Below are 12794 nucleotides of genomic sequence, written 5' to 3'. Positions count from 1 at the left end.
TTTTTAGATAATTAGAAGCTATACGTTAAACCAATACCAGGAGAGAAAACGCTTGACTTATAGGTTCCTCCGAAAGGAATCACGTTTCCGTTTTCTGTATAATGATCGTAAGACGCATCGATTTCGTCAAAATGCAAGTATAAGAAAGATGCATCAACACCTAATTTTTTATTGATTTGATACGTTAAACCACCTGTGTATCCCATAGAATCGTTACGTGGTGTTTCCGGAGCAAAATACCCTGCAGAGATAGGACTTTCGTCTTTGTACCAACCTGCTCTGAATGTGAATTTATCATTCACAACATACTGAGTTCCTACACGGAAAGTATTTGTATCATGGTAATTTCTAGCATTAACAGAAGTAGGCACATTGTTATCAAAATCAACAGTTAATGATTTATAAGCACTCCACATGGTTCTGTTAAAATCAAAAGCAATCATCCATTTTTTTGTCACATTAAAGGACAAACCTGCTGTTAATTCAGCCGGCAATGGCAAATCTGCATTGAATGTTGTATTGGAATAAGTTCCCTGAGCGAAAACCGGCACATCATTAAATGTAGCGTCTCCACCACGAGCCTCCATAATAATTTCCGAACGGTAGTTCACCCCCAAACGCAAATCTTTGCAAGGATTAAACATAAATCCTGCAGTATATCCCCAAGCACTGATTCCTTTAGCCTCAAGATTCACATCGGATCTGTTTCCGTTTTCGTCTGTCAAACTTCTGTTTAAGTTTCTGTCAAAAGTCACAGAACCCGTAACATAAATTGGTCCACCACCGATTGCGAATTCATCACTCACTTTCAATGAAATTGTTGGCTGAACGTAAATCGCTTTCAAATCGATATTGTTCACCAAGTGCGAACCTTGCCAATCCTGATCCCACTCCACTTTACTACCGTAAGGGGTATAAACAGCGATACCGGCAGACAACCATTTGTTTATTTTGTAAGAAGCGTATACATTAAATGGTGTCCCTAAGTTATCAGTAGAATTTTGCCAATTATACGTTTCATTTTGAAATTTAGTTTTTGCAAACAATGCATTAGCTCCTACTGATGCATTGAATTTATCTTCCAGGAAAGCCATCCCTGCAGGGTTAAAAAACAAAACTTCCGCACTGTTCACAACAGCTACACCCGTGTGCCCCATTGCAAGTTGCTTCTGCCCCTGTAAACTCACACGATATCCTCCCGCAAACGCCGAAGTACCCGCTAAAGCCAGTAATGTTAAAGATAATAATTTTCTCATAGTGTTAAAATGTGTTAGTTTTTTTATCCGTTTTTATAAAACATCAACCCAAATTTATAACAAAATATGGATTTTACAATTTTTTTAAGAAAAATGTTATGCAATCATAATATTTTCTTAAAACCGTCCGAGTTTCGTGAATTATTTTTTCAGATAATCTAAAACCATTTCATAAAAATCTCCCGGGTTTTCAGCATGCAGCCAGTGTCCAGCATTTTTAACTGTCCGAATTTCCGCATCCGGAAAATGATGACGAATCGTTTCAAAGTCGGAATCCAATATGTAATCGGATTTATCACCCCGAAGAAAAAGTGTGGACTTATCGAAATGATTTTCAAATGGAAGCGCGTTTCCTATCGTTTCAATTTTTCGATTAAAAACGTCGAGATTGAACCTAAAACTTAACTGACCGGGTTCAACCCAATAAAGATTCTTCAGTAAAAACTGTCGGGTACCAAAATCCTTAATATATAAGGAGAGTGTTTCTTCCACATTTGCCCTGCTGGGCTGCTTGGAAAAATCAATCGCGTTCAAGCCGGCCAAAATCGTCTGATGATGCGGCGCGTAGTATTTCGGACCAATATCCGCTACAACCAATTTTTCCACTTTTTCAGGATAAGTTGTTGCAAACAACATTGCGATTTTACCCCCCATCGAGTGCCCGATAAGATTTACACTTTCCAAATGATGTTGCGCACAATATTCATAAACATCCTGAACCATTGCTGCATAGGTAAAATCTTCACTGTGCGGACTTTTTCCATGGTTGCGCATGTCAAGCAAATGCACCTGAAACCCTTGCAAGGCAAACTGACTGCCTAAGGTTTTCCAGTTATCCGACATTCCCAGAAAGCCATGAATAATCAACAGTGGCTTACCTTCCCCTTCTATTCTCGAATACAGCTCCATTATTTTAAGCGTTGCAGGTACATGTTAACTACATTTTCCAAGCCAAGATACAGCGATTCCGAAATCAGGGCATGCCCGATGGAAACTTCCAAAAGTCCCGGAATGTTATCTTTAAAGAATTTGATGTTATCCAGACTCAAATCGTGACCGGCATTAATCCCTAACCCCAATTCATTCGCTAAAACCGCAGCTGCCACATAAGGTTCGATGCCTTTTTTATTTCCCAATCCATACTGATGTGCAAATTCTTCGGTGTAGAGTTCAATTCTGTCGGTACCGGTCGCCTTAGCCCCTTCTATCATCTGCAGAACCGGGTCCACAAAAATGGAAGTTCGGATACCGTTGCTTTTAAATTCGGCAATAACTTCTTTCAGATACGATTGATTTTTTACGGTGTCCCAACCTGCATTCGAAGTTAGTGCGCCAATAGCATCTGGAACCAAAGTTACCTGCGTTGGTTTACACTCCAATACCAAATCAATAAAATTGTGTTGCGGGTTGCCCTCTATATTATATTCCGTATAAACAACCGAAACCAAATCCCTGGCATCTTGGTAACGGATATGTCTTTCATCAGGTCTTGGATGCACTGTGATTCCTTCAGCTCCAAAACGCTGAATATCTTTGGCAACCTGTAACAAATCAGGCACGTTACCCCCTCTGGAATTTCTCAGTGTGGCGATTTTATTTATGTTTACGGATAATTTAGTCATAAGAAAATGATTTTCCCACAAAAATACAAAGTTAAATTAAGGTAGAATGTCCTATTTTTTGATTATTTTGCAGTCGATTTCAATTTTACATCATGACTGAAATTACAGAATATATCAACAAAGAGGTAGAACCGATTCTCATTCAGGATACCATTGAAGTGGCGCAGGATTTATTTCTGGAGTTCCCTTACAGCCACTTTCCGGTTTTGGAAGACGGTGTTTACATTGGCTGTGCCAGTGCCGAAGATGTGGAACTGCTGGACAGCGACCGGAAAATTGGCGAATTTCGTTATACATTCGAACGTTTCTTCGTAAGAAAAACAACGAATTGGCTGGATGTTCTGGAAGTGTTTGCCAAAAACGAAACCAATGTGATTCCCGTTCTGGACGAAACCAATGCGTATGTCGGGTACTATGAAATGGCCGACATCATCAAATGTTTTCACGAAACCCCTTTTTTAAAGGAAGACGGCGGTGTACTTGTAGTGGAAAAAGCCGTAAAAGACTATAAAATGAGTGAAATCACTCAAATTGTGGAAAGTAATGGTGCCCGTTTACTGGGACTTTTCATCTCCTATTCCGATTTGGAAAAAATTCAGGTGACTGTAAAACTAAGCCTTGGCGGAATGAATGAAATCATCCAGACTTTCCGTCGTTATAATTATGAAATCATTAGCGAGCATCAGGAAGACGCTTATCTGAACAACCTCAAAGACCGTTCGGATTACCTTGATAAATATTTAAACATATAAATTGAAAAATACGGTATGAAGTTAGCGATTTACGGACAAACCTATCAGCAAAACACCAAAACCATTATTGATAGAATTTTGACAGTGACCCAAAAAAACAACGCAGAAGTTGTTTTCGAAGCTAATTATCATGCGATTTTGTCCGAGAATAACGTTTTCGAAAAAGAAATCCCTACGTTTTCCAATCACACAGAACTGAACGAGAGTTTCGATTTTTTCATCAGTATCGGCGGCGACGGTACCATGCTTCGTGCAGCCACTTTTGTTAAAAGCAAAAACATCCCTATCGTAGGCATCAATGCCGGGAGACTGGGTTTTTTAGCCAATGTACAACAGGAATCCATTGAAAAATTACTACCGTTTTTATTCAACGGCAATTACAAACTGTCGCAAAGAACGCTACTCAGTTTAGAATGTTATCCGGATCCATGCGATATCTTTGATTTGAATTTTGCCTTAAACGAAATTACGGTTTCCCGAAAAAACACTACTTCCATGATAACCATAGAAACGTGTTTGAACGGTGAATACCTTACCTCTTTTTGGGCAGACGGCTTGATTATTTCCACTCCGACAGGATCCACCGGCTATAATTTAAGTTGTGGCGGACCGGTAATCACCCCCGAATCGAAATGTTTGGTCATTACCCCTATTGCACCACACAATTTAAACGTACGCCCTTTGGTAATTTGCGACGAAACGGAAATAAAACTAAAGGTATCCGGTCGTGAACCCCAATTTTTGGTTTCCCTGGACTCGGGCACCAAAGCCATTGAAAACGAGAATGAAATTCACATCAAAAAAGCACCTTTTACCATAAATATGGTTGATTTTCCCGAAGAAGGTTTCCTAAAAACCCTGCGAAACAAATTACTTTGGGGAGAAGACAAACGCAACTAGACAAAATTAGCCCCCAAACATACTACAACCCCTGCAAATTCCGTTAGGTAAAGACTATTTACAGTTTTATTACTTTTAACCCTGTGAAAATGTAACAATAAAAGCGGTTTAGAAATCAATATTGTTATATTTGCACACTATTTTAACAAAATGAAGAGAATCTTTACAGCAATTTTCTTTCTTCTGGTCGGCATTTCAGCCAATGCTCAAATTAATGAATTGGGTATTTTTTTAGGAGGAAGCAATTACATTGGCGATGTAGGTCCCACGACATACATTGCTCCTAAGGATTTAAGCTTCGGAATTTTGTACAAATGGAACCGGAGTATAAGACATTCTTACCGATTTTCTTATACTCAGGCAAAAATAACATCCAACGATTTGGACTCGGATGCCCCGTCAAGAGAAAAGAGAGGCTATCGGTTTGAGAATGAAATCAAAGAACTTTCAGCAGGGCTGGAATTTAATTTTTTTGATTTCAACCTGCACGAAAGCGGTGTACAATTCACCCCTTACGTACATACCGGACTGAGTTTTCTCCGTTACGATGAATTGTATGTTCTGGACGGACAGACGAAGATTGACAAAAGCAGCTATTCATTGGCCATTCCAATGACCTTGGGTCTAAAAACCCGCATTGCAGACAAATTCGTATTAGGTCTGGAAAGTGGTGTTAGATATAGTTTTACAGATAATTTAGATGGAAGCAATCCGAAAAACAACGATTTTGCTTCTTTAAAATTTGGAAATTTAAACAGTAATGACTGGTATGTATTTACGGGGGTGACCCTTACGTATACCTTCGGACAAAACCCTTGTTACTGCGCAGAATAAAAATGAGTGTGACTGAAAATATAAATAAAGACAATTTACCCAAGCATCTGGCAATCATCATGGATGGTAATGGCCGTTGGGCAAAACAAAAAGGAATGCTCCGAGCGTTTGGTCATGAAAAAGGCACCAAATCTGTTCGGATTGTAGTAGAAGCCTGTGCAAAATTAGGTATCGAAAATCTTACTCTTTATGCTTTTTCCACCGAAAACTGGAACCGCCCCAAACTGGAAGTGGATACCTTAATGAAATTGTTGATATCCTCTTTAAAAGGAGAACTGAAGACACTCCAGAACAACGACATCCGACTGAATTCCATCGGCAATCTGGACAATCTTCCTGGCTCTGTCAAAAAAGAATTAATGGAGGTTATCGAAAAAACAAAAGACAATAAACGAATGACTTTAACGCTGGCCTTAAGCTACGGTTCCCGAGAGGAAATTGTTACTGCCATTAAAAACATCAGCGATAAAGTTAAAAATAATATAATTTCAATTACTGATATTGATGAATCAATTATTAATCAGCATCTTTACACGCACAATCTGCCCGATGTAGATTTAGTAATCAGAACCAGTGGCGAGCACCGTATCAGCAACTTTTTGCTATGGCAAATCGCTTACGCCGAGTTCTATTTTACGGATGTATTATGGCCTGACTTTAGAGAAAAAGATTTATATGACGCAATTATCAGTTACCAAAAAAGAGAACGAAGATTTGGAAAAACAAGTGAACAAATTAAATAATTTCAGAATGTTTCAAAAAACTATAAAACTAGTTTTTGCTATCATATTTTTAGGAAGTATTTCCGCAGTAAACGCCCAAGATACCAATATTCCGGAAGCCGGAAAACAATATGTTCTTGCAAATGTAGACGTTACCGGTAAGATAACTTACAATCAACAAACCATTATTACATTTTCAGGTCTTGAAAAAGGACAATCCATAACCGTACCCGGAGATGAAATCAGCAGCGCCATAAAAAAACTATGGAAGCTGGGGCTTTTCAACGACATCAACTTCTATGTGGATAAAATTCAAAACGATAGTATTTACCTGGAATTAAATATCAATGAACTTCCAAAACTTAACGATGTGAAATTTCAAGGTGTTAAAAAAGGAAAAATCGACGACCTGATTAAGGACAATGACCTTAAAAAGGATAAAGTTGTCAATGAAAACCTCCTTACCACTACTAAGAATTACATCGAAAACAAATATAAAAAAGACGGATACTATAATACGAAAGTAGTCATCAATACAATTCCCGATTCTACTCAAAACAGAGTGAATATGGTTGTGAATGTAGATCGTGGTAAAAAGGTAAAAGTCAAAAGCATTGAGTTCGTAGGCAACTCGGAATTAAAAACCGGAAAGCTTAAACGTGCCATGGCCAACACCAAGAAAAAAGGCTTCCTGAACCCGATGAGAATTATAAAATCCTCAAAATTCATAAAAGAAAAATACAACGAAGATTTAACATCCATTGTAGACAAATACAAAGAAAACGGTTTTCGTGATGCCCGTATTACAAATGAAACCGTAACCTACAACGACAAAAAAAATACCGTTGCCATCAAAATCAACCTGGAAGAAGGGCGAAAATATTATTTTGGAGACATCCGTTATTTGGGTAATACGGTTTACAACAATCAGGCTTTAGATCAGATATTGGGTATTAAAAAAGGAGACGTTTACAATGGAAAACTCCTTCAGGAGCGCATTGCCGACAAATCAAAACCGGACGGTGAAGATTTAACCAATCTTTATCAAAACAACGGTTATTTGTTCTCCAATATTAATGCCGTTGAAGTTAAAACCGTTAACGATACTATCGATTTCGAAATCAGAGTCACCGAAGGTCCCATCGCCTATTTTAACAATGTGACAGTTACCGGAAATGACAAAACAAATGATTACGTAATATATCGTGAATTACGAACAAAACCGGGTCAAAAATGGAGCAAGGACAATGTAATCCGAAGCATCCGTGAATTAGGACAGTTAGGTTTCTTCGATCCGGAAGCTTTGAAACCGGATGTAAAACCAAATGGCGCCGATGGTACGGTAGACATCAACTATAATCTGGTAGAAAAAGGATCCAGCCAGGTAGAACTACAAGGAGGTTATGGCGGTGGCGGATTTATTGGAACTTTAGGGCTTTCGTTCAACAACTTCTCAGTTCGAAATCTTTTAAAGAAAGACGCCTACAAACCTTTACCTATGGGTGACGGTCAAAAAATGTCATTGCGTTTACAAGGAAGTTCCTATTTCCAAACCTATAGCATCTCTTTTTCAGAACCTTGGTTCGGAGGAAAGAAACCGGTGAGTTTCTCTACATCCTTATCACACAGTAAACAGTTTTTATACAACTATTCAACGCGTGACGTAACCCGTAACCAAAGTTTCAACATCACTTCCATATCCATGGGAATTGCGAAAAAATTAACGGTGCCGGACGATTACTTCATCTTATCACAATCCATAGCATTCCAATATTACGACCTGAACAATTATTTCTCCGGTTTATTCACCTTTGGAAACGGTTCATCACGTAACCTTACTTACACTATCGGTTTATCCCGAAACAGTAAAGGTTTCAATCCAATTTACCCTACTTACGGTTCTGAATTTTCAGTTACGGGTAAATTTACACTACCATATTCTTTGCTGAATGGAGTAGATTACAAAAATTTAGGTAACTTAGAGGAAAATAAACTGAGAACTAGTCAAAATCAACAAACCACTGATGGTACTTATGTGCCTGCCGGTACGTATTTGGATGAAAACGGAAATGCTGTAGCCAATAACGATTATCACTTAGCCGCTGCCGACGCAGCTAAAGTGGATCAAAAACGTTTTAACTGGTTAGAATATTATAAAATTAAATTCAAAGCAGATTGGTATACGAAAGTATACGAGAAGCTTGTTTTACGCTCATTGGGAGAATTCGGATTCTTGGGCGCTTACAACAGCGACAGAGGTCTGGTACCGTTTGAAAGATTTTATTTAGGAGGAGACGGATTGGCGAATTTCTCTATGGACGGTCGTGAAATGATCCAGTTAAGAGGTTATCCGAATCAATCCTTAGCGCCAATTATTGAATCAGGACCAAAACGAGGACAACAAACAGGAGGAACAATTTACAATAAGTTTTCATTGGAGTTACGTTACCCAATTACATTGGCGCAATCCGCTTCAATTTACGCCCTCACCTTCGTTGAAGGAGGTGCATCCTACGATTCCTTTAAAGGATACAATCCGTTTGCTTTAAAACGTTCGGCAGGATTTGGTTTGAGAGTATTTATGCCGGCTTTCGGTTTATTAGGGATTGACTTTGCCCACGGATTTGATGCACTTCCGGGCGAAACCCAAAAAAGCGGATGGCAAACCCATTTCATCATTGGCCAACAATTTTAAAGTTTGGCATGATAGTTGAAATTAACTTTATCAACGTTATGAGAAAATATTTTTTAATCGCACTTGTTGCTCTGGCTTTTTCAGCCGCTAATGCCCAAGGTAAAGGGGTAAAAGTTGGATACATCGACATGGACTATATTCTGGAGAAAGCTCCTGATTATGCCGAAGCAAAAAACCAACTCGAACAAAAAGCACAGGTCTGGAAACAGGAGATTGAGGTTAAAAAAACTGAAATCAACAGGCTTAAAGATAATTTGAATACCGAAAAGGTTCTTCTAACCAAAGAATTGATTGCAGAAAGAGAAGAAGCCATTGCGTTCCTTGAAAAAGATTTATTGGATTACCAGCAAAAACGATTCGGTCCCAACGGCGACCTGATGATTCAGAAAGCTACATTAATAAAACCAATACAGGATCAGGTTTTTACAGCCGTTCAGGATATTGCCGAAGCACAGAAATACGATTTTGTATTTGACAAGTCTTCCGACATGACCATGCTTTTTGCCGCACAACGCTTCGATCTTAGCGATCGTGTTTTAAGAGTATTGGTAAGAGCTCAAAAGAAAGAGCAGATGTCTAAAAAACAGGTAAAAGAACAGGAAAAACAGGACGCTTTAGATGATATGGCAGCCGAAAATCCGGATCAGATTGAAAGACAGAAAAAACTTGACGAGAAAAAAGCCGCCAGAGAAAAATTGGCAGAAGAACGAAAACTGGCTGCTGCTGAAAAGAAAAAAGCCATAGAAGATCGCAGAAAACAACAACTGGAAGAACGAAAAAATAAAGCCGGGAAAAAAGAAAACAGTAAAGACGAAAAAGGAAATACTGTTGCTGCGAATAAAACTGCTGAAAAAGCCGCAACGGATTCCATAATGGTAAAGAAAAAAACAGACGCGGAAGAAAAACGTAAAACCGCAGTGGAAGAACGCCAGAAACTACTTGACGAAAGAAAAAAAATTCTGGATGAAAAACGCAAAAAAATAATAGAAGACCGGGAAAAAGCTAAAAAAGAAAAAGAAGAAGCTTTGAAAAAGAAAAAAGAGGAAAACAAAAATTAAAATCATTAACAACTATTTTAACAATGAAACAATTAAAAACTTTACTTATCGCTGCCGCACTTTTCATGGGTGCTAATCAAACAATGTCGGCTCAGGCTAAAGTGGCGCACATCGACGTTCAGGAATTGATGACTACAATGCCGGAAATGAAAACCGCTCAGGCTCAGGTTAAAAAAATAAGCGAGACTTACGACAACGAATACAAAACCATGGTAACTGAGTACCAAAATAAAATGAAAAAATACGAATCGGAAGCTACAACTGTAACCGAAGCTGTTAACGAAACCCGTGCAAAAGAAATGCAGGATATGGGTTCCCGTATCCAACAATACAGAGACACTGCACAAAAAGAATTGCAACAAAAAGAAATGGATCTTGTAAAACCAATCATGGACAAAGCCAGAACTGCTATTCAAAAAGTAGCGAAAGCGAAAGGATACCAATACGTATTGGATGCAACAAGCGGAAGCGGAGTTATCGTTGCAGACGGTCCAAACTTATTAGCTGATGTTAAAAAAGAATTAGGATTCTAATTCACTTTTTCAAGAATACAAAAAACTGTCTCGCGCTAAAAAATCGAGGCAGTTTTTTTTTACATTTGTTTTATGAGCAGCACAAACCCCATAGGCATCTTCGACTCCGGTATCGGAGGCACTTCCATCTGGAAAGAAATACACCAGCTTCTTCCCAATGAAAACACTATCTATCTGGCAGACAGTAAAAATGCCCCATACGGACAAAAAACGAAGGAGGAAATAATACAATTAAGCTGTAAAAATACAGAACTGTTATTAGAGCAAGGCTGTAAAATCATAGTAGTAGCCTGCAACACCGCCACTACGAATGCCATTAAGGAATTGCGTGCAAAATACAATGTTCCCTTTATCGGCATTGAACCGGCCATAAAACCGGCAGCAAATCAAACCGAAACGGAAACCATAGGCATATTAGCCACCAAAGGCACACTAAACAGCGAACTTTTCAATAAAGCGGTGGAAACCTATTCCAACGTAAAAATCATTGAACAAATCGGTTTTGGCTTGGTGCAGCTCATCGAAGAAGGGAAAATGGAATCCGAAGAAATGACAGGCCTGCTGAACGAATACCTGAAACCAATGGTTGAGGCGAATATAGACTATCTGGTACTCGGTTGCACCCATTACCCTTATCTTATTCCACAGATAAAAAAAATCATCCCGGAACACATCAAAATCATCGATTCTGGAGCAGCTGTTGCCAAACAAACCAAGAAAGTACTGGAAAAAAATAATCTGCTAAATCTTTCCGAAGAAAAGAAAAAGCAGATCTTTTATACAAACAGTGATTCCAAAGTATTAAAAGAAATACTTGGCTTCTCAAACGATGTTTTTGAAAAAGAGTTTTAATCTTCTTTAAACCAACTCGAATACATCACGTAATTATTAGAAATACGTTCGATTTCACCCGCGAAATCAGAAGCATTGATATCTTTAACCTTCTTAGCCGGAATCCCAGCATAAATCGTCCCGGATTCAACCGTAGTGTTTTGTGTAACCACAGAACCCGCAGCCACAATCGAATTGCTTTCAATTACGCAGTTGTCCATAACAATGGAACCCATACCAATTAGCACATTGTCGTGAACAGTACAACCGTGTACAATAGCATTATGACCGATAGAAACATTGTTTCCAATTACAGTAGGATGTTTTTGATAGGTACAATGAATAATGGCCCCATCCTGAATATTCACCTTGTTACCAATTTTAATAAAATGGACATCCCCGCGAACCACCGCATTGAACCATACACTGCAGGACGCTCCAAAAGAAACATCGCCAACAATAGTGGCATTATCCGCCACATAACAATCCTCCGGTATTTGAGGATACTTTCCTTTAACTTCTTTAATTAATGCCATAAGTAAACAAAAAAAAGTCCCGATAAATCGGGACCAATTAATTTTATAATTAATTAACTGCAGGACAGTTACAATGGTAAGGCTCTCTCTTACAATTAAAATTGAATCCTAAAGTTAGCTGGTGAAACCCACTGTTATCAAACTTAACAGCACCTGTTAAATAAGAATACGTGTAAGCCGCCATGAAATTTTTATAATTAACCCCTACAATCGGAGTAATATACTGTAAAGTTTGATCTTTTACTGATCCTCCACTGGAGTACTGAGTTGCGTCAAAACTTCTTCTGTAAGACAAACCTCCCCAGATTTTACCAAACTCTTCCATTGTTTTGTACACTTTTAAGTTTACGTCAATAGATTTTTCTTTGGTTTTTTCAGTCATTTGGAACATGAAAGAGGGCTCCCACAAAAGTCCGTCCTCTTTACCAAAAGTATATCCAGCAGACCAAAGGAATTTTCTCAAGTTATCATCCTCGAACTCAGTATAGATCTTACGTCTTGTTTCGATTGCATTTTTTACGGTAACATGCGTATAGAAATCTACCAAGTGGTATGACATCCCGATATCAACGTTAAAATAAGAATACTTTTGCTTGATGGTTCCGTCTACAATCGGGTCAAAAGTCGGCTCGAACTGTGTCTCATCCAACATACTCTGAATAATTCCAACGTTTGCCCCAAAAGACAACATGTTCAAATCATCATTTCCTTTCGAAAAACGAATATGGTGCGCATAAGTAATTTTAGCTCCTTTTTGCGAATGGTAACCGTTACGGTCATTAAAAGCAATAGCCCCAAAAGCTGAAGTACCTTCTTCCCCTAAAGCGGTGTTGAAACTTAATGTTTGCAGTCTTGGTGCATCCGACTGGCCAAACCATTGCTGACGTGCTGTCAATCTGACTTTAGCACAATTCGCAGCTCCGGCCATAGACGGGTGAATCAAATAATAATTATCAGACAAATAATCCGAATAAACTGCAACACCCTCCTGAGAGAATGATAGTTGTGTCAAAAAGAAAGCTAAAAGTAAAAAGCGCTTTTTTAGTATATTCATA

At 38.5% G+C, this 12794-nt stretch carries 13 protein-coding genes; 8 read left to right on the top strand and 5 right to left on the bottom strand.

What is annotated here, in order from left to right; translation table 11 throughout:
* Nucleotides 1-11: 11 nt before the first annotated feature.
* The 3 genes from FCR2A7T_RS07285 to FCR2A7T_RS07275 form a co-directional block, all read right to left on the bottom strand.
* The gene (locus FCR2A7T_RS07285) at nucleotides 12-1256 is read right to left on the bottom strand and encodes an OmpP1/FadL family transporter (RefSeq protein ID WP_023570639.1); all 1245 of its coding nucleotides are present in this window, start codon (nucleotides 1254-1256) and stop codon (nucleotides 12-14) included.
* A 141-nt stretch (nucleotides 1257-1397) separates the two neighbouring features.
* Nucleotides 1398-2165 carry an alpha/beta fold hydrolase gene (locus FCR2A7T_RS07280; RefSeq protein WP_035117745.1) on the bottom strand — a complete coding sequence of 256 codons (768 nt, stop codon included), beginning with the start codon at nucleotides 2163-2165 and terminating at the stop codon, nucleotides 1398-1400.
* Entirely contained in the window at nucleotides 2165-2878 is a 714-nt protein-coding gene (locus FCR2A7T_RS07275; RefSeq protein ID WP_023570637.1) for a pyridoxine 5'-phosphate synthase, read from the bottom strand. Before FCR2A7T_RS07275 ends, FCR2A7T_RS07280 begins: the two co-directional genes overlap by 1 nt.
* A gap of 92 nt (nucleotides 2879-2970) precedes the next feature.
* On the opposite strand from FCR2A7T_RS07275, the gene FCR2A7T_RS07270 reads away from it, so the two are divergent.
* The 8 genes from FCR2A7T_RS07270 to murI all read left to right on the top strand — a co-directional run bounded on the left by FCR2A7T_RS07270 (nucleotide 2971) and on the right by murI (nucleotide 11224).
* Nucleotides 2971-3630 carry a CBS domain-containing protein gene (locus FCR2A7T_RS07270; protein WP_023570636.1) on the top strand — a complete coding sequence of 220 codons (660 nt, stop codon included), beginning with the start codon at nucleotides 2971-2973 and terminating at the stop codon, nucleotides 3628-3630.
* 15 nt (nucleotides 3631-3645) lie between these two features.
* Nucleotides 3646-4530 (top strand): NAD kinase, encoded by an 885-nt coding sequence (locus tag FCR2A7T_RS07265; protein ID WP_023570635.1) that lies wholly within the window; start codon nucleotides 3646-3648, stop codon nucleotides 4528-4530.
* Nucleotides 4531-4680: 150 nt separating this feature from the next.
* Nucleotides 4681-5364, top strand: a complete 684-nt coding sequence (gene porG / locus FCR2A7T_RS07260) for a type IX secretion system protein PorG (RefSeq protein WP_023570634.1) — start codon at nucleotides 4681-4683, stop codon at nucleotides 5362-5364.
* 2 nt (nucleotides 5365-5366) lie between these two features.
* Nucleotides 5367-6107, top strand: a complete 741-nt coding sequence (locus FCR2A7T_RS07255; protein WP_035117742.1) for an isoprenyl transferase — start codon at nucleotides 5367-5369, stop codon at nucleotides 6105-6107.
* A complete protein-coding gene (gene bamA, locus FCR2A7T_RS07250; protein ID WP_035117740.1) occupies nucleotides 6040-8781 on the top strand; it encodes an outer membrane protein assembly factor BamA in 2742 nt (913 codons plus the stop codon). Before FCR2A7T_RS07255 ends, bamA begins: the two co-directional genes overlap by 68 nt.
* 38 nt (nucleotides 8782-8819) lie before the next feature.
* Nucleotides 8820-9839 carry an OmpH family outer membrane protein gene (locus tag FCR2A7T_RS07245; protein WP_035117834.1) on the top strand — a complete coding sequence of 340 codons (1020 nt, stop codon included), beginning with the start codon at nucleotides 8820-8822 and terminating at the stop codon, nucleotides 9837-9839.
* A gap of 23 nt (nucleotides 9840-9862) precedes the next feature.
* On the top strand, nucleotides 9863-10372 hold the full coding sequence (locus tag FCR2A7T_RS07240) for an OmpH family outer membrane protein (protein ID WP_023570630.1): 510 nt from the start codon (nucleotides 9863-9865) through the stop codon (nucleotides 10370-10372).
* A 72-nt stretch (nucleotides 10373-10444) separates the two neighbouring features.
* Entirely contained in the window at nucleotides 10445-11224 is a 780-nt protein-coding gene (gene murI / locus FCR2A7T_RS07235; protein WP_023570629.1) for a glutamate racemase, read from the top strand.
* On the opposite strand, the gene FCR2A7T_RS07230 is transcribed toward murI, so the two are convergent.
* Nucleotides 11221-11739, bottom strand: coding sequence for a gamma carbonic anhydrase family protein (locus FCR2A7T_RS07230; RefSeq protein WP_023570628.1), 519 nt, complete (start codon nucleotides 11737-11739; stop codon nucleotides 11221-11223). The two genes, murI and FCR2A7T_RS07230, sit on opposite strands and share 4 nt — an antisense overlap.
* Nucleotides 11740-11788: 49 nt before the next feature.
* Complete coding sequence (locus tag FCR2A7T_RS07225) at nucleotides 11789-12793, bottom strand: PorP/SprF family type IX secretion system membrane protein (RefSeq protein WP_023570627.1); 1005 nt, start codon at nucleotides 12791-12793, stop codon at nucleotides 11789-11791.
* Between the last annotated feature and the right edge of the window lies 1 nt (nucleotide 12794).

It is taken from the genome of Flavobacterium cauense R2A-7 (genome assembly GCF_000498475.1).
In the GTDB taxonomy this organism is placed as follows: Bacteria; Bacteroidota; Bacteroidia; order Flavobacteriales; family Flavobacteriaceae; genus Flavobacterium; species Flavobacterium cauense.
This window is presented reverse-complemented; position numbering and strand designations above follow the sequence as displayed.

Coding starts and splice junctions, on each gene's coding strand:
- FCR2A7T_RS07270 (WP_023570636.1), top strand. CDS start 2,971: ATGACTGAAATTACAGAATATATCAACAAAGAGGTAGAACCGATTCTC.
- FCR2A7T_RS07245 (WP_035117834.1), top strand. CDS start 8,820: ATGAGAAAATATTTTTTAATCGCACTTGTTGCTCTGGCTTTTTCAGCC.
- FCR2A7T_RS07265 (WP_023570635.1), top strand. CDS start 3,646: ATGAAGTTAGCGATTTACGGACAAACCTATCAGCAAAACACCAAAACC.
- FCR2A7T_RS07280 (WP_035117745.1), bottom strand. CDS start 2,165: ATGGAGCTGTATTCGAGAATAGAAGGGGAAGGTAAGCCACTGTTGATT.
- FCR2A7T_RS07275 (WP_023570637.1), bottom strand. CDS start 2,878: ATGACTAAATTATCCGTAAACATAAATAAAATCGCCACACTGAGAAAT.
- murI (WP_023570629.1), top strand. CDS start 10,445: ATGAGCAGCACAAACCCCATAGGCATCTTCGACTCCGGTATCGGAGGC.
- FCR2A7T_RS07285 (WP_023570639.1), bottom strand. CDS start 1,256: ATGAGAAAATTATTATCTTTAACATTACTGGCTTTAGCGGGTACTTCG.
- porG (WP_023570634.1), top strand. CDS start 4,681: ATGAAGAGAATCTTTACAGCAATTTTCTTTCTTCTGGTCGGCATTTCA.
- FCR2A7T_RS07240 (WP_023570630.1), top strand. CDS start 9,863: ATGAAACAATTAAAAACTTTACTTATCGCTGCCGCACTTTTCATGGGT.
- FCR2A7T_RS07255 (WP_035117742.1), top strand. CDS start 5,367: ATGAGTGTGACTGAAAATATAAATAAAGACAATTTACCCAAGCATCTG.
- FCR2A7T_RS07225 (WP_023570627.1), bottom strand. CDS start 12,793: ATGAATATACTAAAAAAGCGCTTTTTACTTTTAGCTTTCTTTTTGACA.
- bamA (WP_035117740.1), top strand. CDS start 6,040: ATGACGCAATTATCAGTTACCAAAAAAGAGAACGAAGATTTGGAAAAA.
- FCR2A7T_RS07230 (WP_023570628.1), bottom strand. CDS start 11,739: ATGGCATTAATTAAAGAAGTTAAAGGAAAGTATCCTCAAATACCGGAG.